A 24,898-nucleotide genomic window follows, 5' to 3' on the forward strand; every position below is an offset into this window, starting at 1 on the left:
AGTGGCAATACGTAAGCGGAAAAAAATACTGAGATATACGATCCTATCAGGTTGTCTTGTTGCCGTTGCCACATCCGGGGTATGGTTTGCAACTTATCGCCATTATAACGCTAAGCTGATCGATGAGCGGGCAGCTTACGAAGAACAGCTGAATGATAAAGATGAAGTCTTGCAGCGCTATATGGACCAATCCCAGACAGCCTATGTATTGATATCTCCAAAGCTAGCTGGAGAGGTGATTACTGCTGAGGATGTAATGGAAGAGAAGCTACCCAAATTCTCCTCACCGGATAATCTGATCAGCGAGTCTAAAGCAATTGTTGGTAAGTACTTGAAGATTGATGCATTATCAGGCACAGCGGTAACTACTGAAATGATACGTGATGAAGCGAGATTGGAGCCTTCAGAACGAAAAGAAGAGACTGAATATATTAAACTGCCGCTTCGGTTAACGAAAAAAGATGTCGTAGATATTCGGATAGTTTTTCCAAATGGCGAGGATTACATAGTAGTAGGAAAGAAGTCGCTGAAGGACGTAGATTTAGCGAATCAATATACATTTTTTAATGACAATGAAGAAGAAGCACAGCTCCTGCAAGCTGCCCTGGTGGATGCATACATAAATAACGCAGAGCTGTATATGAAACAGTACGTAGAACCGGAGCTTCAGCCTGAACCTGTAGTCAATTATGTCCCTAATCTGGATGTACTTGGAGTAATTAAGGATAATCCTTTCATTATAGATCAGGCCAAGTGGAGTCTTGCTGCCAATCTTCGTAAGGAACTGGAGAAACGGCTCGAAGTTATGGAGGATGAAGATAGAATTCGTGTGGGAGCACAGGCACCAAGCGGCAGTGGTGTGATCCAGAGAAAGGCTGTGCAGGGAGCGGCGGCAGCAGAGGAGGCTGCAAAAGTTGATGACAGCCAATCCGTGAACGGAGTGATAGATCGGACCAATCAAGCGCCGATCGATTCAAGTGCAGACCAGAGTTCAACGGGTGTGACGAATAAAGAAGCAGCCACAGATGACAGTCTGCTGGAAGGAGAGTGACCGATTTGCACATTGTTGTTGCAGGGGATTGCGAGAAGCATGATTTCATACTGGCAGCGGCTATTCTGTTGAGAAGTTATTTCAACAACGATGTCATGATTATTTCGGATAACAGCAGGAATTATCAGTATTTTGAAGGCGAAGTGTCTGGTATAAAGATTGCAGATTCAACCGTAGCTGACAAACCGGATATCGTTCTGTATGACTGGCATCATGGGTATCCTGAGGGTCTTAAGGAGGAGATTATTGTCTTCGCGACTACCTATGACCGTCAGTCTATGGAGAACGTAGATAAGTTGCTGGATCAGAAACGGATGCCTACTGTACTGCTTGTCATAGAAGAAGAATGCGGACTTGGGCTGAAGTATGTGGATAAATATTATCCAGTGATTACTTCGAAAATCAGTTACATCAGTAGTCCGGAGCGAAGAATTAATTGGGTCCATGATGGAAGGGTGGATCTTAAGGTAGATAAGGATTTTGCCGAAGCTGTAAATGACTTTTTGATTGAAATTTGCGATGTTCCAAAGCAAGACATCAAGAAGCTGTGGCAGTATGCAAGGAAACGGGGGTAGGTAATTGTGCTAGTGGCTTTCTGGGGACCTGCTCAAGGGCAGGGGAGAACAACTTCGAATATGGCAGCTGTTGCGGCTACCATAGCGCTAGATCATCATATCCGCGTGTTAATGACACATACGCATTTGGAGCAAGGTGTGCTTGAGCATTTGTTCTCACAGACAAGAACAACGCTTCAATCTGCGAAGACCACAGGTGGAATGGATGCGATTGAGAGATTAGTGCAGTGTGGAATGCTTACACCTGAAGGAATTAGAGATCATGCGGAGTCCATTCTTAAAGATCGGTTGGAACTGCTTAGTGGATCTATGAGTGCTGAGAAACATGAGACAAAGCTCTTGCTTCCGCATATCTTCAAGGATTATCGCAGGTTTTATGATTTGTTATTTGTGGACCTCTCCTCCGAAGATGATCCGGAGGTCGTATCTCTGGTTATGGAACAGGCAGATTTGATTGTGGTTAACCTAAATCAGAATCAGGTAAGTCTGGATTCCTATTTTTTGAACAAAAACAAAGCTCCTGTGCCGAGTCATAAGTCAGTCCTCTATTGTATTGGGGCTTATGAGCGCAGCTCCAGGTTCAATAAAGAGAGAATTATTAAGCTGTATGAATTGAAGAAAAAAGCAGTAGGTGTTATCCCACATCATATTGGTTATATGGATGCTCAAAATGAACGGCGTTTTGTTCAGTTTCTATTGAAGGCAAGAGAAGCTAAATCCCGTTTTCTGGAGTTTAGTGAGGACGGAAACTTCACTGAGGCGGTACGACATATGGGACAGCTTATTCTCCGGATGCTGGAGATTTCTCCAGTATCGGAAGTGGATGCTGCGAATGATTAATCTGATTCTGATCTTTGTAGTCCTGATAGCTATTGGAGTGTTCCTGTACTTATGGCTGGGCAGACGTAAGGATGCTGCTCCACCTTCCGTCCAACTGAAATATGATATGAATGAAATCGTGCAGTTTCTGAGAAGGGCTTTTGAGGAGATTATAGCGGCGTCTCTTTATGAAGGTAGCCCAAGTGAGGAGGAATACAACCGTCGGAAGGCGCGGAGAAGGGAATTGCAGAAAGCGCTCCGAAGTTGCATGCACGGTGATCTTTCCGCTAAGAAATATGTGAAGCTTTATATGAAGGATCTATTAGTTCAGACCTACGGTCTGGATGAAGGAAATGTAGATAAGATTATCAGCTTCGGCCATACGAATCGATTGACTTCACAGGATTGCTTCGATATCTTGCTTTATGTTTTCAAAAAAGATCATGGTCAGAATTCATTTAATGTAATAGTAAGCAAATATAGCCTGGACACATTGCAAAAGCTGCCTGATGGATCTAAGGGGTATAAGATCACCGAAGAACAGATTCGCCATATCTATCAGTCAGAGCAGCCGAGATTGTCCATCCAGGACAAGATTGAAATTATTGTTCAGAGAGCTTATCAAATTTATAAGGGGCTCGGCGTTATTGATGAGCTTCGAGATCAGAACATTGACGGAGTTAATGGAGGAACAAGTGGCATGCCTCCTGATGTCGTGCAGACTACAGATTTTCTGGAATATACGAAGCAGCAGCATTTTATTCCACAATCCTATGATGCGGTATGGACGTTCTACCGCGGAAAGTCGCTTCACCTGGAATTCTTAAGTTTTGGTTCTGAGAAGGAGCTTAAGCGGGTTTGCCAAAATATCTATGGGTTTGGTAATCCTGGGCAATTAAATGAATCCAAGGGTTATATCATCAACGATATGGCTGATGGCAGCCGGGTCGTGGTTGTGCGGCCCAAAATGGCTGAAAGCTGGGCTTTTTTTGTCCGCAAATTTAACGATTCGCTCGTGGAATTGGATCAGCAGATCCAAGATCAAGGGGCACAGCTTGCGATTGATATGCTTATTTTTCTCATCTTGGGCCATCAGGTCACCGCCATCACTGGCAGACAGGGCTCGGGGAAAACAACGCTGCTTAAGGCACTGATCAAATATATTGATGCGAAGAATATCCGGATTCAGGAGACTTCCTTCGAGATCTGGGCGAGAAAAATGTATCCGGGTAAAAATATTTTATCCTTTAGAGAAACCCCCTCCGTTAGTGGGCAGGATGGGCTGGATGTGCAGAAAAAAACGGATGGCGCTGTGAATATCGTCGGTGAGGCGGCTACTCATAGTGTGGTCAGTTATGTGATTCAGGCAGCCCAGGTAGCTTCTGAATATACATTGTTTACACACCACGGCAAAACACTGCCCAATTTGGTCAGCGCTTTGCGCAACAGTCTTATTGCATCGGGAGCTTTCAGTAATGAGAAAATTGCTGAGGTTCAGGTTGTTGAGGCGCTTGGTTTCAACGTTCATCTGGTACTACGTGCTGGGAAAAGATATATCGAACGGATTACAGAGATTATCCCGGCAGATCCCCAGTTCGAATATCCTCAGAACTACAAGGATCCTGAGAATATTACGGACAAGCTGGATGCTTTTATGGATACCGTGACCGAATATTTTGGCCGGATGACAGATCGACGTTCCTATGATTATAAGGATGTCATTGTGTGGGAAGCCGGAGAATACGTGACCAAACATCCGATCAGCAGCCGTAAAATCGATGAGATGCGCAAAAATATGGATGAAGAGGATGCACTAGAATTCACTGCATTTCTTGAGAAGTATTGGGGGCAATCCGCATGAATCTGCAAAACCTATTGTTGATTATTTTGGGAACCTCAGGAGTGCTATTGGTTGTCCTGCTTGTACTGCTTAATATAGTGCAGCGTAAATTGAAGGGAACACAATATCAAGAGCAAAGGCGGCTAAAGGCTCTGCTGCCAACGAGAACTAAGGAAAAAAGATGGTTGGAGCAGGCCCATAAAACTTATCCGGTACTTGATGAACTGCCATTAGTGAAGAAACTTCTTCACCGGATGCGCTCGCGTCTGACCTTGGTTCATGCAGGCAATGAAATTATGATCAGAAGTCGTGCGGCTGCGCTGACGCTAATGATTGTTGCTTGTATTCTGATCATTTCGTTGAGTTCATTCCTCTGGACTTCATCGTGGGTAAGCCGTGCGACTATTATGCTAGTCTCAGTTTATCTTGGAGGTGTCCTTAGCGATCTCTTCATTGGGCGTTTAGTGAAGCAGATGTTATATGACCAATCGTCCATGATTCTGGATATTCGCCATGAATATCATCAGTCACATATGGTGCAAGTCAGCTTAGAGAATTCTGCGGAACGGTCGAAACCAATGGTAGCCGTGCATGCTCGGCAGATTGCTGGAATTCTGGCAGCGGTGGACCCGGAAGATGAACTGCAGAAATATTATGAGATTGCACCTAACCGTTATATGAAGCAACTAGCTGGAGTGAGTTACAAAATAGGTGAATATGGCGATGCGGATATCCATAAAGGGGACCGTTCGATTTATCTATCGATGCTTGGCAATATTAGAGAAGAGATTCATATGGATATTAATCGGCGTGAGCGAATCGATCGTTTGTTATACGGTATTGTTTTTGTAGCCATTTCGCCGGTATTCATGCTGGATCCAATCCGCAATTGGGCGGAGGGAATGTTTCCTATTGTATCTAATTACTACAATTCGGCCTGGGGGTTATATTCTTTAATCTTACTTTATATCACTTTCATAATATCGTTTATTGCCTTGCGGATTCTCAAGGGTGTGGATGAAGACACTCAATCTATCAAAGATGAGGGTAAGTGGTTAAATCGGATCCTGAAGAAAAAATGGATTTTCAAACTGGTGGATCGGATCACACCGGCAGAACATGAGCCTCTTCATTTCAAGGTAGCCGGCAAATTGAAGGATGCTAACTCCGGATTGTCGCAACATGCCTTCTTTCTGCAGAAAACACTAGCGGCAGTCGTGATCTTTGTGCTGATCGTATCGCTTCAATTCTCGATCCATGCCAGTATCAAGCATAACATCCTGTATCCCAATAAGCAGATCATCACAGGCGGCAATCAGACAGAATCTCAGAAGCTGCTGAGCGAGGAACGGTACGCTTTTGAGCAGACTTTAATTGGAGAACTGGTAGCGAAGGATATTACACCGGATCAGATGTTGCCCTACATTCAGGAGAAAGCGGAGAATAAGTCTTTCCTTCAGAACAATTTGAACCAGAATGCCTATGCTGCACAGTTAATGAACAGGGTAGAGCAATATCATGAGGAGTACTACAAATGGTATGAACTTTTGCTGGCTTTTGGGCTGGCAGTGGCAGGGTTTTATCTTCCGGATGCTTACTTAATCATTCGTACTCAGCTGCGAAAGTGGGAAATGCAGAATGAGGTGGATGGCTTCAATACACTTTCCATGATGCTGTCTCAATTTCCGAATATCAGCGTGTACGAAATGATAGAGTGGCTGCATCGTTACAGCTATATTTTTGAGCGGCAGCTGCTGCGCTGCATGCTGGATTATGAGGCTGGAGGCTGGAGTGCCATTGAGAATCTGAAGGAGGACGCACGTTTCGTTCCCCTCGAACGGCTCGCAGACCGCTTGCAGGTTGCAGCCGATCTGATCCCGGTGAAGAAGGCGTTTGATGATATGGATGCGGAGAGGGCATTCGCGATGGATCAACGCAAGGAGCACTATGAGAAGGTCATCAGCAGGAAAAGTACACTGGGTAAAATGTTTGGGTTCTTGCCGATGCAGGCAACGTTCACCTTATATTTACTGCTTCCCTTCGTCTATATGGCCTTCCAGCAGCTGGGTGACCTGACTGTTGTAACTGGCAAAATGTGAAGGAGATACAGGCATGGAGAATATAGCAAGCTTTTTGAAAACAACAATATCGATTCTGATCACACTGGCCATTATATCATCCGGTCTGTTCTTGTGGGGGAAGACACAGCCAGTTGTCGAATTGGCGAATAGCCAGGCGGCGGCACAGGCCAGGGAGCTTTCGGAGCAGCAATATTCCGCATTTGACAATCAGATTGTCAGCGGCTCCCAGATTCTCACAGCTTATCGGAGGTACGAGTCGCAGCAAGGCTTCTGCCTATACGTTGAGAAACCATATGCTAATGGTCAGAATGAGGTAGAAAGAAGATTTAGCATGAATCCAAGTGGAGAAGGTTATTGCCGTGCGTTTGATTATTCCGGAGCGAAGTTCAAGGAGGGAAGCGAAAGTGGTGTAGAGGAAGAAGAAATCTCGAATGCTTCAGGACAATATTATATCAGTCCACAAGCTAGATATAGGGCGAGGCTGATAAAAGATAATAATGAGCGCATTGCAGCTATTTTTTTCGTAGCGGAGTAGATGCGTTAAGAGCAATAAAATAAAAATTAGCTCCAAATAAGGTGAGGAGGAAACATCATGGAGAATATCTCGACCGGACTTAAATGGGTGATTGGCATTATTGTTACCATTCTGATTATTGCCGCAGGCGTAAGTATTTATCTGGTTATCAACAACTACTTCATCCGCGCACAGGAACAGACTCTGGCCCAAACCCAAATGATTAATCAAGCGGAGTTCAACAGCTATGATAACAAGGATGTATCCGGCCAGGATGTGATTAATGCGGCAATGCGGTATAAGGGACGTCCGCAGTTCGCGATTTTGATTAAAACAGGGGAAAACAAGACAGGATTCTATGCGGAGAATACTTATAAATCTAATTACGAAGAACCTAAAGATACGTCTAATCCGGTAGTTGATTTATCTAAGGACAACGGAACAACTAGTGTCAGTGTTTCGACGATGCTTGATCAGACAAATTCAGATTCATATAACAGTGATAATTATTTAGTAAATACACTCTCCGTCTTTAAAGCGGTTGTTTATAAGGACAGCAATGAGGAGGTTCGCTTAATAGTTTTTACCCAGAAATAAAAACGATATCGAAAAGGGTGGGTATAGATGGAGAATATTTCTACGGGACTTAAATGGGTGATTGGCATTATTGTCACCATTCTGATTATTGCCGCAGGTGTCAGTATATATCTTGTCATTAATAATTATTTCATCCGTGCCCAGGAGCAGACCTTGGCCCAGACTCAGATGATCAATCAAGCGGAGTTCAATTCTTATGATAACAAGGATGTATCTGGTCAGGATGTTATTAACGCGGCAATGAGATATAAGGGACGTCCGCAATTTTCTATTCTGATAAAGACTGGAGTAAATAAAACTGGTTTTTATGCGAAAAACACATATGAAACTTATTATGAGCCTGCGAAAGCGGCCAGTGGCGGAAACCCGGCATCAGAGCTTGATCTTGGAGACAAGAACAGTGGTGCTGATAACTTTAGTGTATCAGCAATGCTCGACCAGAGCTCTGACCAAGATAACAGTAAAAACTGTAATGTCAATACGCTTTCTATTTTTAGAGCTACCTTACATAAGGACAAAAATGATGAGGTTCGAATTATTGAATTTAATCAGAATCCGGATCATAAATGAAAACTAGCACTCAATTTCTACTAACCCTCTTTGCTTGGATCTTGTTTGCTGTCGGCGGATTTACGTTTTTGCGGCTGGAGATGGAGAGTTCTGTTCCAAACAGGCACTATGAGCTGCCGACAGTTGCATCGGCACCTTACAAAGGGATAGGTGATTTGAACAAAATTAGCGGTGAGCAGGTCATTGGTATGATCTCTCCAGCACTGGAGGGGGAATTTATTTTATATATCGATGGCATTGCAATTAATGAGGAAACGGACCTTACAGCAGTGGATTTGCGTGGAGTGCCTGATGCTGCTTATCAGTTAAGAGTCACGCGAACCGATGAGATGATTACGCAAATCTCCGCCATCCGCTAGAAAGGAGGAGCCGCATGGCAGACGCGCTGAAAGGTGTAATTATTATTATTTTGCTGGCATTTGTGTTCGGAGTCTATCCGGCATTCCGTCAATCCGAAGTTGTAGAAAGGAATACTAAGCTCGCCGCCAATGCGGCTGTGGTGGAATTCGTGGATACCGTTCGTGCTAAAGGATACTTGGATACTTCCGATTATGAGCTGTTTCTTCATTCGTTGGATGCTTCATATGGTGTTTTCAAAGTGCAAATGGAGTATTACAAAAAGAATTTACAGCCCTTATATACGAATCCTGATGATTATTCTACATTCCAGAACAGCTTTAGTGTCCGATATGACGGATATTTCAGCAAGGATATTTTGGAAATCTTATATCCGCATTCAGGAACTTTACTGGCTGCAGATGATCCAGGTAGAAGGTTTACCATGCATGTAGGCGATCTGTTCAATGTCCGGTTAGAATCTGAAGGGACGACACTTGCCTCACGGATGCGATCGCTCTTGTTTCATAGTGAAATGATTCCGGTCAATTTGAAGTATGGGGGGATGGTCCGAAGTGAAGCCCCTTAGTGTTGTGCTTGTTTTTCTAATTCTGGTTATTCCTCTTGTTCTTATGAGCGACACTCGAGAAGATCTTCAGGTCTTCAATCAGGACATGTATAAACGCTATTCGGATGATTTTCAAGCCGCAGTGGATGATGCTGGTGATTATCTGTCACGACTGGAACAGCAGCCTACTACCACAGCAGTGCACTATGGGCGGGAACGCCAACTGCAACTGGATCAGGATGTGCTAAGTGTTTTTTACAGTGATTTAGCTTTGAAATTTGGGCTGGAGAACAACCAGACTGAAATGAACAATTTAAAAATGCATATACCCGCACTGGTGATGTTTGGATATAGCGGCTATACGTTGGTTACTTTGGACGACACGGCTAGTAATAGCGGGAAGGATGAACTTGAGCCTGTGAGTTGGCCTGAGCGTCCCTATTATTACAAGCTTCAGAACGGCAATTTGCTTTATTTCACTTTGGATGATAATGCGCGGGTGTATGATACTACCTCTAATGAATTCTATGAGGGGGAGTATACAACCCTAGCGGTTGAGACCAATCTTAATCCTCTGACCTCTATAGAACTATTTCACGAAATCCGGCAGAGTACGATCACATCACTCGTTGAAAAAGACTTGGCAACAGCCATTAACAGACATTTGGAGCTAGTGAAACGAATGGGCCTGTCGATTCAGTTCACCCTTCCCCGCGGCTTGCAGGAGCAATCCATACAGGATGTAGGGATTATGGCTTTTATTCAAGGTTATCCACTTCCTGGGGGAGAACTGCTGGATGCATATTCCTTAGGTAGTGGGGCAGTAATGCGACGAAAGGTTCTGATAGGTACCCGGAATTCAGCAGGGAGACATATTGCTTATGGAGAAAGCTGTGTACCCCCGGGGGGTACTGTTATAGAAAGTCTGTTCGATCCAGAGGAGGCTGCGCGAAAAGGGTATTTTATTGAGGATTGTGCGGTTAGGTGATAGATGTGGGAGTAAAAGATTTGGTATGGAGAAATAGGGTCATCGGATTAAAAAAAAGTTTCATTGTGGAGGAGTGAGAACATGAGGAATTTTAAGTTTAATAGTCTATCAGCAATTATTAGATCAAAGAAGGCAAGAAGAGGCATGACTATAGTCATTTGTGTGTTCGCAAGCTTAGTGTTGTTAATTACTACAGCGGGAGCGGCAGGAACAGCTGCCAAAGCAGTGAACGTCATCATGGACGGCATTAAATATCCACTGACAAAGGGACATCCTTATTCAGAAAATGGGACGACAATGATCCCATTCCGCATGATTTCAGGAAAACTCGGCACACAAGCTAACTGGAATGCAGCAAACAAAACGTTAACTCTGCAGCAAAAAGAAAACAAAATTGTACTGACAGTAGGTTCTTCTTTTGCGAAAGTGAACGGGCAACCAGTAGCGCTTGGTGCTATGGTTGTACAAAAAGATGGAATGACGATGATTCCATTAACCGTTGTCTCTGATCTGTTATCCGCAGAAGTGGAGGTGGACGAATTTTCTCAAAGTGTGCACATTCACACGCCGGGTAAAGATTTAGGGGAACTTGATTATTTTGGAAGGAAAATACGTACGACAAACCTACCTAAGAACTATAAAGATTATCCATATATTCTGGAAGACATCCCGAATGAAATGTACGAAATGAGGCATACCATAAACTACTATGCTGGGGATGCTAAGACCGGAGCACAGATGTTTATTACTAAGGTAACTAGTGAAGATATGGCCAAAATCATCAAACGTATGAAGATTGGGTATGATCTACGGTTGAATGTAGATTACAAAACGATTGACCCGGCAAGTTATGCAAAAGAAGTTTTTAATTTGGAGAATCAATCGGTATCCATCCGGGAGAATGAAATTAAAGAATACGCTGAATGGGTGAAGAAAAATAAAATTCAAATTGAAGGGGCGATTGATCCTGAACCGTCTGTTCTCTATTATCCGGGCACTGGTGATTACCGCATTCGATCCAAGTTTCGTTTCAAAATTAATAATTTTATAGAATATAAAGACATATTACTCGATGAGTACTTTATAGCTCACTTCAGACGTTCTGGTGAATTGAAAAAAGGAGTCTGGTATGAGGGTTATGCTGATATATCTGTTTCTACGAACTACTATAATGGTACTCCAGGCGAAACTAAGAATTTAGATTCACTCTCAAGTTTGTTTGAAAATGCTACCTTGCATGAAATGAAGTGATGAAAGATGCGGTGTAAATGTCTATATTGTCTAATGGTCATATTTATAAATTCTTTATTACTTTCACCTTTTGTAGGTGTTGTAGACGCTTCTTTTTTGGCCAGGTTTGAAGACGGGGCATTTCTTTATACAACAACTTCCAATGAAGCCTCTTCGAGTATAAGATTCCAGACGGTAGGTTGGTATATTCATACCCAACCAACGTGTGCATCCTCTGGAGCCTATGGAGGTGAAGTGCAATGCGACCCTACCTCATTGCCTTCTAATCAACGTATTAAATTACAAGATAATGGCGGAGGGCATGTGAAATCAGAAACTATTGTAGATGGGATAGTGACTACAAACTTCGAATGGACTAAAGCAGAAGTGCTCGCTGCTATTGGACAAGCTAAGGCGGAACAAGTCATCTCTGAAGGCACTCCATTATACGCTAGCGCCATAATGCGAGTAGTGACGGGGTCCAGAACGAACCCAATCCAAGTTTCCGGACCCTATCATACGTTGTATGATATTAAACACGCAGAAAGTTGGGCTCATCCAGAAGATTTGAGACAATATTTCGATGTCACAGTTCCCTTTCAGGGGGAAAATTATCCGGTTAATATGATTCTTAAACTTTCGAACGGAATCGTGGTGAGCGATCAATTAATTGGTAATTATAAGGCTGGTTATAACATTGTAAAGTCTTTTCCCCTGACCGTTCAATACGAGGGAGAGGAATATCAAATTAACCAATCTTGGCTTTCTCCGATTCTGAGGCCAAGCGATCAATTATATATTCAAAGCAAAGCTTCGAATGATCCCAGCTTAGTTCAGCGTAATTTTAAGGTTTATGTAGGTGGAGTCAAAATGGTGGCCAGTTACAAAAAAGTTGGTAGCCCTCCCACCGAGGGAGAAGGCTCAGGCGAATGTAAGTATACTATTGATCCTCCAAACAAGATCGCTGCTCCGCAAACATCATTTATGGAACCGGATGCGAACGGGGCAATTCTAGGTGATGATACAGCAAATGGACGCCATTTTGATGCACCGGTGGGAATCCCCACCTCTGAGAATTTATTTTCCAATGTGTGGGGAAAGAACTATTTGTTTGAACATACCTTCGCCAATATGGCAGGTCAGATTCGTTATTCCTGCAGTGTTAAAGTTACATATCCGACGAAGTGGGAGGAAGCGCAGCCGAATCTTCCAGGACCAAATGGAACATCGATTCCTCAAGCTCCGCTTCCTAAAACAGGGAAATTTGATAAGACCTATACCTTTGACTTGACTCCAAAAGAATATGCGTACTGGCAGGTAGATCAGTTAGCTGTTTATCAAATCGATCGTGCCCAGATGGAGAACTATGCGCTGCCTGGAGGAGAAGTCACTCTATATCCTAATAATTATGGTTCGCCGACGCTTGAGCTTACCAATAGTACAGAAGTAGAAGACCATGTTGTTCCCCAAGATACGGGAGGGATAGAATTCAAGCCAGAAGTGGTAGATGGTGGAGACCACGAACCGGGTCCTGAAGATGTTGATGATACAGACGTGCTCACAGACCTTGCGGAAATGCAGACCAAAGATCCTGAGGTGCAGAATGACCGACTAGTATTTAACGGGGAAACGATTATGGATGATACCGTTGCTAACAAGACCGGGCCTACCCCAGGGAGGATTCCTGATCCGCAAATCATCGGAGACGAGGTGCTTTACGAGGGCCAGTTAATGATCAATAGCGGTTTACTCAATCGGCAGAATACAACCAGCACGGGTACCATTTATTATACAATGCTGTCGGAGAACGTAGAGGGAAACGGAGATCAGGAATTTTTGATCTCTCCGATTAACTCCGTTACCGTGCACACACCGGTCGTCAACTACTCGCTACTTCCAGACGATAACCGCCCATTCGATCAACGTATGACACCGGATATGACTAGGGTGGTGCTGATCTTGGATCGGCCGTTCACCATACATTTTACGGAGAGTGGCCAGCATCTCAATATCCCTGGGTACGGCAACCGGGATTATGCCAAATACACGAAAAACAAGCGGATTCAATTTCCGTTTGGTGTGTTTCAAGGCAGCCAGTATTACCCAGAGAATACCTGGATCTACATCCCTGTTGGAACACCGTCCATGACCTTTACTATGCCAACCTGGGTGAATGAAGGCGACTATACCATTTATACGCAGTCTTGGGCTATAAACGCCCCGTCAGATGGATCGGATCTTTGCGAGGAGAACTTGAACGGTAATTTGACGAATTACTGCGCTTCGGAGAGTTTTAATATTGGGGTCGTCGGTCGACTGTTCGATTTTCGGATTTGGGACATCGGTGATTTTCGGTTTGAAAAGGTGTTTCGAACTGGCGTGGGGACACTTGAGCATAGCAACACGATGTACTATACGGGAGGGAATGATGAGAATGGCATACCGACCGCTTTAAGCGGACAACCACAGTGGCAGCTGCCGATCCGCAAGGGTTCTCATCCTACGGAGCAACGGACGGTACCGCATAACGGCTATTCCTTCTTGTTTGACTTCCGGACCATCGGGAACCTGTGGCAGCCGGGCGAGGGTATCCGGATCGAGCCAAGCTTCTATTTTATTCCGAAAAACGGAGGTACAGCGACACCTGTCGATCTGTACTATGATATCTCCGGTTCGAATAATAAAATGATCGGAGTCGGCTCTTCCAAGGATAAGCTGAGTTATTCTCGGACCTACCGCTTGGCGGATGGCTTGCGAAATATATCGAGTGGTGAATTATCGACGGCAGCAAGCTATGAGTACAATTACATACTGTCCGAGGCGGAGCGGGAAAAGACCTCTTGGCTGAAGTTCTATCAGCAATATACAAAGCGCAAAACTAAAATCGCTACAGGCTATAACCTAGAGCTTCTACCTTATAAATCGAGAACCTTAGTAGGTCCGACCGATATCCCTAATGGAGTGAATCCGATAGCGGCGGTTCGGAGCGTTCAACACTGGTACGGAGAATACAACCTGCCGATAGCCCCTTACATCCTGCCTAAAGGAACAGACATTGTCACCCTGGCGAATCATTATGGAGGGGCACTAGATGGGCATGAGCAGGAGTTTATCACTGGCGGCTATATCCTGGTGAATTTCGAAATTTATACGGTTAAAAATGGGGATGCCGACACTCGTATTTTAGGCTACAAGGCACCTATTGCTAACATGTGGGCGATTGAAGGTCAGATGACTGGGAGCACAGATGAAATGGGGCAAACGTTCTCTTTTTCCTCTGGGGATATCATTCTGTTTGAATCAGATTACTCTGTACGAAATGATTATCAGGGGCAGGCAAAATAAACTTTAGAAAAAAATAACTTAAATGTTTTATTTATCTTTAAATGGATTTAAATATAAACTTTATATCATTGAAGACCGATAATTATATAAAGGAAACCGGAGCTATAATAATGAACTTGAAAGATCTTTTGGGGTGTTAAAAAGTATTTTTTAAGTTCATTTTTATATAAAAAAATCACTTAAAGGAGAGGTTAATAATGGCAACAACCAAAGTTACATTGAGTTATGATGGATTAGCTGGACAGGCGAAAATAATTAAAAATTACGGTACGGAAGTAGACGGTTTAATTAGAAAAGTTATGACTACGATGAAAAATCTTAACAGTGTTTGGGAAGATGATGCAGCAAAAGATTTTACAGATAAGGTGGAAAAATTGAAGCCGACATTTGATAAATTTGCAGAGTCGCTTCAGGATCTTGGAGATCATATGAATAATGTATCTATAAAGTATAAAGATCTTTCCGCTGCGGTTAAGAATTCGCAAAAATTCTAATATAGTTTTAAGTAAATCAAACTTCATGAGCCCCACTACATAAGAATTGTAATTAGCTATGCAGAGTGCTGCATAGCTAATTTTATTAGAAGCAAGCAGGGGGAATCACATGGCGTCAACGAAGCTTACATTTAACGTAGATGAAGTCGAGCGCCTGCAGACGAAAATAAGACAGGTAAGCCAGGACACCAACCGGCTGTACCTCCAGTTCAAAGGTCAAGCTAGTAACTGGAGTGGCGTCCCATTAGGATCAAACCAGGTGCAGGCGCAGATAATCATCAACGAACTGACGGTAGAAGCGGAAAAATTGGAAGACATCATTCGAGGCGCGATAAAAGGTGTTCAAGGCGCACAGGATGAGAATAAGCGGCAGGCAAATCAACTTTTTCAGCAGCTCGGTGTTCTTGGGGGGATGTTCGAAAGGTTTGGGAGCGGAAGTGCAATTGGGCAGTCTTCTATTCCGACGACGGCTCAGAAAGCGGTCACGAATCTGATCACCTCAATTGCTACTCTGATGGGTTGGGATGAGTTGAATAGTGATCCTATGGTGCAGAAGCTCCAGGCAACTGTTAAAAAGTCAGGATTGGGAACGATCGACTCTATAGCCGCGCAAAGTAAACTGAAGGATATCTACCTGGCGCGGGATCAGATCGCGAAGGCGCAGACAGCCTATGAGGTATATCAGGCGTTTGGAAATCAGACTCAAATGGACGCAATGCATAAGCTAGCGGAAGACGCACGCAAGAAGCTGAAATCCTTGGGTATAGACGAGGTCCAGTACCAGGCGGGTAAGGATCTAAGCACTTATTTTAAGAAACCAGCGGTTAAAGCATGTGATTATGATCCGTCGATTACCAGTAGAAGCATACCACTAGTGCAGAATGAAACGTATCAGTTGCTACTACGGACGGCAATGGAAAAAGGGGAGAAGGGAGCCTGGGCAAAAGGGCAGCTGGAAGGCGTTCAAACCACCATGGAACAGATGATTGCTACTGGAGTAAGTTTGGGTGTACATGTGATGACAAACCAAGGTGGAAAGGCTTGGGGAGATGTTATAAAATTGACTTCATCAGTCGCCCAACTGGATTCCTATAATCTGTTTAGAAAGAATAAAACGGAGGAACAAGCAAAACCCGAGGATTCTAAAAATGCCTTTTATAAATCGATAGACAGTTTTAAAGAGATTGGAACGGGTTTTGTAGGGACATTAAGAACTCGTGCGGATAAGGCGACAGACTCCCCCTATGACTTTTTTAACTGGTTAACATTAGGGATAACAGGAGATATTCCGGTCGGGATATATGAAGCAGCCAAAGATCGATCAGAGCATATGTTTGATTCAAAGGAGAAGTTTGCGGATTGGTTAACACTGGGAACAGTGGAGATGGCGAAAGGAGCATTTAATCCAGACGAAGCATGGTCAGCGGATCATTGGCTCAATAGTCTGGGAATGGTAACGTTGTTGTATGGTCCGGCAGAAAAATCTTTGCTTCCTACAGGAGGCGGAGGTCTAAAGCCTCCAAAAGGGTTAGATTCTGTAAAAGGTATTGAGGTACAAAAACCGTTGCCGGCATTTAGCACAAATGAAGGTTTTCAATTCAAGATAAATAATCTAGATATAGATACGCCGGCACTTCCACAGACCCCGATGCAAATCAATTTCCAGAATGAAATGGACCGGATTTTAAGAGAGAAGATGGAAGGGAAGAGTGACAGTAATCATTCAATAAAGGATGTAGAAGTGAAGGCGGTTGAGGGGACGGGTAATGCTCAGACAGGTGGGAGAGAACTTTCAGTTGATGAATATCTAAAGCGTCTTGATATTTCTGATGCAATGTATGAATCCTTTAGGAAATCGAATGTAGATGTTCAGAGTATTGCGAAAAATACAGGTATGTCCGAGAATAGAATTCAAAGAATAAAAGACCATTTATTTTTTAAAGAACATATTAAAGAACATGGTGTTGGACGCTTTGAAGCAGATTATGAAATTGCACAAGCATGGGATAGACTTCAAAAAGGGAGATTTAAACAACAAGATATTGACTTATTGAATCATGAACTTTTTGAATCTAAATTTGAAGGTATTTTTAAAACAGACTATAGGACTGCACACGATAAAACAGTTGATTCTGGTCGTCCGTGGTATCCACCTGAGGAGGAGTAAATTTGGCTTCGTACGTATTGCTTCTAAAAGAACAAGAAGATGATGAATCAGTTGTTTACAGATTTGGACCAAATGAAGATGTTATGGGTAAAATTGAATTGAATAAGATAACTAAGATGTTTTCTGAGTTAGAGTCTATACCTGACCCTAGTATTCCTAGCAAATTTTATTTTGATAGAGCTGCTCAAAGACTGGTGGTTTGCTTGGTTAGAGAGGGGGGGGAGTTCCCAGAAAGAACTGCATTTGAATCATGATTATCCTAGTCTTCAAGTGAAGGGTTTTACAAGTTGTGGGGGCTACCCAGTGCCGAGTGAATTCTTTATTAAACCAGTAACCAGAATTGGGAAGCGAGAATCGCCGATGAGATTAAAGCATACACTATTGAAATTGAAGAGGCTAAAAGGTTAGGACTGGATAATGTTGCAGAAAAACTTCAAAAGAACTTTGAAGCTGAGCAGCAATATATTATTGATAGATATGGTCCTATAGACGAATAAATTTTATGAAGGGAATATATTATGGCCTCAATAGTTGAATTAGCAGAAGAAATTAAGGCTGATACAATAAAAAATGAAGATTTAATAGTATGCTTGGAAGCTAAGAATTTAAGGGTTGTTGCTATGGCAACGTTTAAATTGATTGAGAGAAATTACTGTGATATAGGAATTGTAGAGAGGCTTGCTGAACTAGGAAAACTCCTAACAGATAGTAAGTTTATTGGACCATGGCAATTCGGACATATTGCAATAGCTACACTATCCCTTTTAAGTCATAAGGATGCAAAGATTAAGTTTAACGAGCTTTTTGAGGGACTTAGTGAGTCTGATAAATTTTTAGTGGATAATTTTATTAAATCAGAATCTTATAAAGCTTAGGGAATATGTTTAGAATTGTAAGATTGGAGTTTACAATTCCAACAACCAGATCGTACAATACAAACCAAACACTAACTGATTCAAACACTTGATAAACTTTCAAAGCTCTTTCCAACTTGTTTTATGAGTAGGAATGAGCTTTTTTACATGCTCAAAATCAAAATCAAAGGAGAAATGAGAAAATGGCAAAACAAGTACAGGCAGTAGGAAACAAAACAAAACTGCGTTTTATTACTCAGGCACAAGCAGTGTATCAGGCAATCGTAAAGGAAATGAGAGGTTAATGCCAGAAAGCACGAGAGTTACGGCATCAGGTGAGTTGAGATACTCTAGCAGTTCCGATCCGCAAGTAGCAACAGAAATAAGTAAGCTACTGGAACAGGCTAATTATTATAACCATCTAGCAGATCAGAAGGACGAACAGCCCAGATTGGAAATTCTTCATCGCATAGTTAGCTTGGAAAGTTAAGAATCTAGATTATGGGGGAATGTCCAGCAAAATGAAAAATGTGTTAGCTCGTCAATAAATGGAACTGGAAGAAACAGAACGAGAAGCTGTATTAATGGTAACCCGAGCAAAGGGGAAAATACGGGAAACGGAACAGTATTGGAATGATAACGAACAAAGTTGACAGAATTGGAGGAGAATAGAGTTGAGTAGGAAGTTTATAAAAGAAATTGAACCATTAGAGGAAATTATTAAGCCGGTAAACGAAGATGGATTTAAAGATGGAGGGCTAGACGAATGGCGCAACTAAACCCGAAAGCATTAGAAGCAAGCCATAAGTAAGAAAGAGAGTTCGGAACAGGCGGCAAATGAGTTCATACAACCAAAGAGATTTTACCGCAGTAGGACGGAACCACGAGAGCAAACAAATACGAAAGCCACAGGAGAAAATAGCATAATGACGAAACATGAAGAGTTCTTATGGGAACTGGTGATTTACGAGATCGAAACTATAGCAGAGCTAATACTGATAACCTGTGATAACTAATCGTTATCACTCAAATAGGAAGTATTTCAGTTGCAGCAGCAGCAGAGGGGCAGAGAGTAGAAATTAGAAAGGAGCAATCAGCAGTTCGGTGTTCTTGGATGCGGATAAGGCGACAGACTCCCCCTATGACTTTTTTAACTGGTTAACATTAGGGATAACAGGAGATATTCCGGTCGGGATATATGAAGCAGCCAAAGATCGATCAGAGCATATGTTTGATTCAAAGGAGAAGTTTGCGGATTGGTTAACACTGGGAACAGTGGAGATGGCGAAAGGAGCATTTAATCCAGACGAAGCATGGTCAGCGGATCATTGGCTCAATAGTCTGGGAATGGTAACGTTGTTGTATGGTCCGGCAGAAAAATCTTTGCTTCCTACAGGAGGCGGAGGTCTAAAGCCTCCAAAAGGGTTAGATTCTGTAAAAGGTATTGAGGTACAAAAACCGTTGCCGGCATTTAGCACAAATGAAGGTTTTCAATTCAAGATAAATAATCTAGATATAGATACGCCGGCACTTCCACAGACCCCGATGCAAATCAATTTTAAGAATGAAATGGACCGGATTTTAAGAGAGAAGATGGAAGGGAAGGGTGACAGTAATCATTCAATAAAGGATGTAGAAGTGAAGGCGGTTGAGGGGACGGGTAATGGAGGTTCGGGTGGTAGAACAAATCCTAGTGGTATTCTTGATCCCAATGCGAGTCCCTCTGGTACTAAAACTAAGGTGAATTACAACGATCCAGACCCAGATAACATACGAGCTTTGGAACGTGAAAATGAAGCCGCAGAGATTTTGGCTAAAAATGGATACCACGTAGAGCAAAATCCGAATGTACCGAGTACAATAAAAAATCCAGACTATAGGATTGAGGGAGAAATTTTTGACTGTTACTCTCCAAAACCAAAAACCTCTCCAAGAAATATAGGTTCAAGTATACAAGCTAAGGTAGAAGCAGGTCAGACAGATAGAGTTGTTTTAAATCTCTCTGATTGGACAGGTGATATGAACGCATTGAAGAAACAATTAGCAGATTGGCCGATTACTGGACTAAAAGAATTAATTGCAATTGATGGTAGCGGTAATGCTATTCATCTATTACCATAATAAAGGAGTGGTCAAGTGGCTATTGAGTATTCTCTCAAAACAGAACAAAAAATATCTGAATCCTGTTTATTGCAAGAACTTGTATCAATGGGCTATACAGATATTGATGCAATAGACTTTCCAAAAGGAATTAGAATTAGTCAATTTGAAAAATCACTTGGTTTGACTGTTTACTTAACGGAGTCTGGCGAATATCCGTATAACGCTTATGACACTCAGTTTTTGAGAAGTGAGTTTGTGTATGAAAGTACATTAAGTATTCGCTTTATAAACAATTTATACAATGATGAATCCATTAAGTTTGTGCTATCTCTAGTGTTCAATTTGATGAAAAACAATAATTTAAATGCTTTATTTTTATCGAATGGTGATAATGAATTATCTTTCTTTACCAAAGGACATGTATATTTGGATAATTCATCACATGTCTGGGATAATGGTTGTTTTACTGAAATTCTTAAGGGACATAGATATAGTTATTATGAGGGGAGCTTTTTAGAATAAAGAAGGCACTACCCCTTACCGAATGAATTCATCAATCAACCAATAACACTTATAACCCATGTAAACTGCCACAATGCGAGCTAGCCGCCCGTGTTGTGGCAGTTTTTTGCTCATGGCACTGTCGCGGCGGCTATTTGGTACAGACCCCACCCATTGCCGAATGAACCCATCATTCAACCAATAACACATATAACCCATATAATACCCGTATAAAGATTTCGCCATTTCGTTTGTACGCACATAAATGCTTTAATTTTATCACCCAAATAACGCTATTCCGTTACATAAAACAGGTCGATTATGGTCAGATACCACCATGATTGGCCTGTTTTTTGTTGTCTTCGTTTTCTTGCGGTTTTTCAAAATTTACGCAACTGTAAAATGCGCCGCCCCGATAGAGAGGATGAAAAGGCAAAGCATCTTTTGGAGTAGTTAGCCCGACTATTAATGTTGTCAGGACTTATCTGCATATTGTCCACAACGAACAACGAATGGACTACTTGCCGGGATGGTTGTCGTGAATAAACAAATCTGGTGACGACCAGTTGACATAGACAGGTAAGGAGACGTTTCGGGCTGAGGATACCCAAAGACAAGTGAATCTTTTAATTGAATTAAAACCTTTATTTCAATCATAATCATAAAGTGAAAATTGAGGGGGGATAAAATGAAGGTTGATCCAAACACAATAATACTACCCTTACCAACGGAAGATCTGTTTAGAAGAAAAGAAGGATTCTGGAGAATTAAGTTACCAAATGATTTTGTTTCATTTTTAGAAGTGAATAACGGTGGTAGACCAATAAATAGTAGTTTTAAATGTAATAATCATGACTATGCTATAGACAGATTTCTATGCTTATTAAAAACACCCAGAGATAATCATATGATATTGATGTAACACTAACTCAAATTGAAGATAGGCTTACCGATAATGAGGATTTGATTGGAGTTGATATTTTACCAATAGCGATTCTATTTGCTGGTGATTTTCTATGTTTAGATTTTTGTGAATCTAGAAATAATCCAAAGGTTTGTGTGTGGGATCATGAAAATTCTGGTGAACTTGATCCAATCAGCTATCATGTGGCAGACAGTTTCGAGGGATTTCTAACAATGTTATCTGAATAGAAAGCATGAAGGGCTATCAAGAAGTGTCGAATAAACCTATGATTTAACCAGTAACAACACATAAAACCCATGTAATACTTCTATAAAGATTTAGGCATTTCGTTTGTTCGTGCAGTAATGCTCGAAAAGTATAACGTAAATAACGCTATAGCGTTCAGTTAACAGGTGATTATAGGGAGCTACTACTATAATCAACCTGTTTTTTTGCTGTCTACTTATTCGTACAGCAGTGATTAGAATTAAAAAATAAAAAAGAAAGGATTTAAAGTAAAATAATGGGAAGTTACGCCGATATATAGGTTAGGTGTGCGCTCCAAATACTTAAGTTTTTAAATATGAAGTAGTACATAAAGACCTGAGGGGTCGAAAAAAGTAGTGCATTGGATGGTCTAAGTGTAAGAACTGGAGGTCATAAATGGCATTGGACAAAATGGTATTTAAAGAAGATGAAGTCGAGCGCCTGCAGACGAAAATAAGACTGGTAAGCCAAGATACTAACCGGCTGTACTTGCAGCTGAGAGGTCAGACCAATAACTGGGGTGGGATTCCGCTGGGTTCAGATTTGATACGAGCTCAGACGCTTATCAACGAACTGACGGTAGAAGCGGAAAAATTGGAAGACATCATTCGAGGCGCGATAAAAGGTGTTCAAGGCGCACAGGATGAGAATAAGCGGCAGGCAAATCAACTTTTTCAGCAGCTCGGTGTTCTTGGGGGGATGTTCGAAAGGTTTGGGAGCGGAAGTGCAATTGGGCAGTCTTCTATTCCGACGACGGCTCAGAAAGCGGTCACGAATCTGATCACCTCAATTGCTACTCTGATGGGTTGGGATGAGTTGAATAGTGATCCTATGGTGCAGAAGCTCGAGGCAACTGTTAAAAAGTCAGGATTGGGAACGATCGACTCTATAGCCGCGCAAAGTAAACTGAAGGATATCTACCTGGCGCGGGATCAGATCGCGAAGGCGCAGACAGCCTATGAGGTATATCAGGCGTTTGGAAATCAGACTCAAATGGACGCAATGCATAAGCTAGCGGAAGACGCACGCAAGAAGCTGAAATCCTTGGGTATAGACGAGGTCCAGTACCAGGCGGGTAAGGATCTAAGCACTTATTTTAAGAAACCAGCGGTTAAGGCATGTGATTATGATCCGTCGATTACCAGTAGAAGCATACCACTAGTGCAGAATGAAACGTATCAGTTGCTACTACGGACGGCAATGGAAAAAGGGGAGAAGGGAGCCTGGGCAAAAGGGCAACTGGAAGGCGTTCAAACCACCATGGAACAGATGATTGCTACTGGAGTAAGTTTGGGTGTACACGTGATGACAAACCAAGGTGGAAAGGCTTGGGGAGATGTTATAAAATTGACTTCATCAGTCGCCCAACTGGATTCCTATAATCTGTTTAGAAAGAATAAAACGGAGGAACAAGCAAAACCCGAGGATTCTAAAAATGCCTTTTATAAATCGATAGACAGTTTTAAAGAGATTGGAACGGGTTTTGTAGGGACATTAAGAACTCGTGCGGATAAGGCGACAGACTCCCCCTATGACTTTTTTAACTGGTTAACATTAGGGATAACAGGAGATATTCCGGTCGGGATATATGAAGCAGCCAAAGATCGATCAGAGCATATGTTTGATTCAAAGGAGAAGTTTGCGGATTGGTTAACACTGGGAACAGTGGAGATGGCGAAAGGAGCATTTAATCCAGACGAAGCATGGTCAGCGGATCATTGGCTCAATAGTCTGGGAATGGTAACGTTGTTGTATGGTCCGGCAGAAAAATCTTTGCTTCCTACAGGAGGCGGAGGTCTAAAGCCTCCAAAAGGGTTAGATTCTGTAAAAGGTATTGAGGTACAAAAACCGTTGCCGGCATTTAGCACAAATGAAGGTTTTCAATTCAAGATAAATAATCTAGATATAGATACGCCGGCACTTCCACAGACCCCGATGCAAATCAATTTTAAGAATGAAATGGACCGGATTTTAAGAGAGAAGATGGAAGGGAAGGGTGACAGTAACCATTCAATAAAGGATGTAGAAGTGAAGGCGGTTGAGGGGATGGGTAATGTTGACCATCCAATTAGAACATATCGGAATGCTGATCTAAGTAAACTCGAGGCTAAATATGCCGCTGACCCTAAATTGACAGTGGAAATGCCATATGTAGGTAAGGGAAAGAATGGTACAAATTCAGAAGGATGGTTACGAGATAAAGATTATTACTGGAAAGAGGTAATGGAAAAATATCCTGAAAGTATAAGTAAAGCCAATAAACAAAAAATTGAATTAGGTTTTTCACCAATTAATGATAAGCAGTTCAGAGAACACTTCCCACAGTTTAATATTAAAGAACTGAATAATGACACTCTTATTCACCATCATATTGGGGGCGGTGGTCAAGCTGTTGCAGTACCATCAAAATTACATCCTGGGTCAGGTGGAATACACAATGCTGAAAAAGAAGCAGGAATTTGGGGTAGTGATAGCCAATATGCTGAATTACTAGAAAAATTCTTAAACAAGTAGAGGGTGATATGTTTGTCTATAAAGGAAGCTATGAATCAATATTTTTCATTAAGGAAAGAAATTGCTGAGGAAGGATTGGACTTTTTATTTAAAACACCATTCGATGAAGATGTTGAATCTCTTATTTACATTGGGGAGGTTGACGAGGATGAGTACATCTCATGGCAACCTGTCGAAAAAGACTTTTATGATTTCAATTCACTAGAAGAGGACTTAGGTGTCAGGATTCATCCGTCTGTTATAGAATATTTTAATTCATATTATTTTGCCGATTTAGATGGATTTATTAAAGACCATTATATAAAACTAGAATCGGTACTACAAAAGGCAGATATTGATTCTTATAGTAACACGCTTAAAGGATACAAGAATAACCACGACAACAAACTTGAGAATATTCCATTAGGGATAGAAGGCAACGGGCTTAACGTAGTGGTTGACAACGAAGATGGTTCTGTGAAACTCGAGGACTTCGAAAGAAATTCATTCGAAGTGATTTCAGAGAGTATTGAGCTATTAATTACTAGTTTACGGCTAAAAAGATAATATCATTGGATAGAACTCTTTGTGATGACGTAGA

At 42.0% G+C, this 24,898-nt stretch carries 22 protein-coding genes and 1 pseudogene; all 23 read left to right on the plus strand.

The genetic code is table 11. The features are described from left to right. The first annotated feature begins 1 nt into the window (after position 1). The 23 genes and pseudogenes from NSQ91_RS09345 to NSQ91_RS09460 all read left to right on the plus strand — a co-directional run bounded on the left by NSQ91_RS09345 (position 2) and on the right by NSQ91_RS09460 (position 24,864). Positions 2-1,051 carry an SAF domain-containing protein gene (locus NSQ91_RS09345; RefSeq protein ID WP_076219075.1) on the plus strand — a complete coding sequence of 350 codons (1,050 nt, stop codon included), beginning with the start codon at positions 2-4 and terminating at the stop codon, positions 1,049-1,051. A 5-nt stretch (positions 1,052-1,056) separates the two neighbouring features. After that, positions 1,057-1,626 carry a hypothetical protein gene (locus tag NSQ91_RS09350; RefSeq protein WP_076303953.1) on the plus strand — a complete coding sequence of 190 codons (570 nt, stop codon included), beginning with the start codon at positions 1,057-1,059 and terminating at the stop codon, positions 1,624-1,626. A 6-nt stretch (positions 1,627-1,632) separates the two neighbouring features. Continuing rightward, the gene (locus tag NSQ91_RS09355) at positions 1,633-2,466 is read left to right on the plus strand and encodes a hypothetical protein (protein ID WP_076219077.1); all 834 of its coding nucleotides are present in this window, start codon (positions 1,633-1,635) and stop codon (positions 2,464-2,466) included. Further along, entirely contained in the window at positions 2,459-4,306 is a 1,848-nt protein-coding gene (locus tag NSQ91_RS09360) for an ATPase, T2SS/T4P/T4SS family (RefSeq protein WP_081391808.1), read from the plus strand. The genes NSQ91_RS09355 and NSQ91_RS09360 overlap by 8 nt, the downstream gene beginning before the upstream one ends. Beyond that, on the plus strand, positions 4,303-6,384 hold the full coding sequence (locus tag NSQ91_RS09365; RefSeq protein WP_076219078.1) for a hypothetical protein: 2,082 nt from the start codon (positions 4,303-4,305) through the stop codon (positions 6,382-6,384). Before NSQ91_RS09360 ends, NSQ91_RS09365 begins: the two co-directional genes overlap by 4 nt. A 13-nt stretch (positions 6,385-6,397) precedes the next feature. Beyond that, positions 6,398-6,901, plus strand: coding sequence for a hypothetical protein (locus NSQ91_RS09370; protein WP_076303954.1), 504 nt, complete (start codon positions 6,398-6,400; stop codon positions 6,899-6,901). A gap of 57 nt (positions 6,902-6,958) precedes the next feature. Beyond that, complete coding sequence (locus NSQ91_RS09375) at positions 6,959-7,477, plus strand: hypothetical protein (RefSeq protein ID WP_076303955.1); 519 nt, start codon at positions 6,959-6,961, stop codon at positions 7,475-7,477. Between the two features lie 27 nt (positions 7,478-7,504). Then, a complete protein-coding gene (locus NSQ91_RS09380) occupies positions 7,505-8,047 on the plus strand; it encodes a hypothetical protein (protein ID WP_076219081.1) in 543 nt (180 codons plus the stop codon). Continuing rightward, positions 8,044-8,406 carry a hypothetical protein gene (locus NSQ91_RS09385; RefSeq protein WP_076303956.1) on the plus strand — a complete coding sequence of 121 codons (363 nt, stop codon included), beginning with the start codon at positions 8,044-8,046 and terminating at the stop codon, positions 8,404-8,406. The genes NSQ91_RS09380 and NSQ91_RS09385 overlap by 4 nt, the downstream gene beginning before the upstream one ends. A 14-nt stretch (positions 8,407-8,420) precedes the next feature. Continuing rightward, positions 8,421-8,972, plus strand: a complete 552-nt coding sequence (locus tag NSQ91_RS09390; protein ID WP_076279374.1) for a hypothetical protein — start codon at positions 8,421-8,423, stop codon at positions 8,970-8,972. Continuing rightward, the gene (locus NSQ91_RS09395) at positions 8,959-9,939 is read left to right on the plus strand and encodes a hypothetical protein (protein ID WP_076303957.1); all 981 of its coding nucleotides are present in this window, start codon (positions 8,959-8,961) and stop codon (positions 9,937-9,939) included. The genes NSQ91_RS09390 and NSQ91_RS09395 overlap by 14 nt, the downstream gene beginning before the upstream one ends. Positions 9,940-10,020: 81 nt before the next feature. Beyond that, positions 10,021-11,190, plus strand: coding sequence for a copper amine oxidase N-terminal domain-containing protein (locus tag NSQ91_RS09400; RefSeq protein WP_179086858.1), 1,170 nt, complete (start codon positions 10,021-10,023; stop codon positions 11,188-11,190). A 303-nt stretch (positions 11,191-11,493) separates the two neighbouring features. Continuing rightward, positions 11,494-14,514: a DUF5704 domain-containing protein gene (locus NSQ91_RS09405; RefSeq protein ID WP_143763853.1), complete on the plus strand. Its 3,021-nt coding sequence runs from the start codon at positions 11,494-11,496 to the stop codon at positions 14,512-14,514. A 197-nt stretch (positions 14,515-14,711) separates the two neighbouring features. Beyond that, positions 14,712-15,008, plus strand: coding sequence for a WXG100 family type VII secretion target (locus NSQ91_RS09410; protein ID WP_076135786.1), 297 nt, complete (start codon positions 14,712-14,714; stop codon positions 15,006-15,008). A 109-nt stretch (positions 15,009-15,117) separates the two neighbouring features. Next, positions 15,118-17,175 carry a hypothetical protein gene (locus NSQ91_RS09415; protein ID WP_340917505.1) on the plus strand — a complete coding sequence of 686 codons (2,058 nt, stop codon included), beginning with the start codon at positions 15,118-15,120 and terminating at the stop codon, positions 17,173-17,175. Between the two features lie 2 nt (positions 17,176-17,177). Next, positions 17,178-17,429, plus strand: a complete 252-nt coding sequence (locus tag NSQ91_RS09420) for a hypothetical protein (protein WP_076305734.1) — start codon at positions 17,178-17,180, stop codon at positions 17,427-17,429. A 264-nt stretch (positions 17,430-17,693) separates the two neighbouring features. Continuing rightward, a complete protein-coding gene (locus NSQ91_RS09425) occupies positions 17,694-18,050 on the plus strand; it encodes a hypothetical protein (RefSeq protein WP_076305735.1) in 357 nt (118 codons plus the stop codon). Positions 18,051-18,333: 283 nt separating this feature from the next. After that, on the plus strand, positions 18,334-18,519 hold the full coding sequence (locus tag NSQ91_RS09430) for a hypothetical protein (protein WP_076305736.1): 186 nt from the start codon (positions 18,334-18,336) through the stop codon (positions 18,517-18,519). A gap of 620 nt (positions 18,520-19,139) precedes the next feature. Then, a complete protein-coding gene (locus NSQ91_RS09435; protein WP_340917510.1) occupies positions 19,140-20,150 on the plus strand; it encodes a CdiA C-terminal domain-containing protein in 1,011 nt (336 codons plus the stop codon). Positions 20,151-20,165: 15 nt separating this feature from the next. Beyond that, complete coding sequence (locus NSQ91_RS09440; protein ID WP_076220186.1) at positions 20,166-20,654, plus strand: SitI3 family protein; 489 nt, start codon at positions 20,166-20,168, stop codon at positions 20,652-20,654. A gap of 667 nt (positions 20,655-21,321) precedes the next feature. Next, positions 21,322-21,785: pseudogene (locus NSQ91_RS31990) on the plus strand (SMI1/KNR4 family protein). A 415-nt stretch (positions 21,786-22,200) separates the two neighbouring features. Next, a complete protein-coding gene (locus NSQ91_RS09455) occupies positions 22,201-24,318 on the plus strand; it encodes a hypothetical protein (protein WP_339247545.1) in 2,118 nt (705 codons plus the stop codon). Positions 24,319-24,348: 30 nt separating this feature from the next. After that, a complete protein-coding gene (locus tag NSQ91_RS09460) occupies positions 24,349-24,864 on the plus strand; it encodes a SecY-interacting protein Syd (RefSeq protein WP_179087561.1) in 516 nt (171 codons plus the stop codon). Positions 24,865-24,898 lie beyond the last annotated feature (34 nt).

Origin of the sequence: Paenibacillus sp. FSL R7-0048 (assembly GCF_038004505.1) — a bacterium.
GTDB lineage: Bacteria > Bacillota > Bacilli > Paenibacillales > Paenibacillaceae > Paenibacillus_AQ > Paenibacillus_AQ odorifer.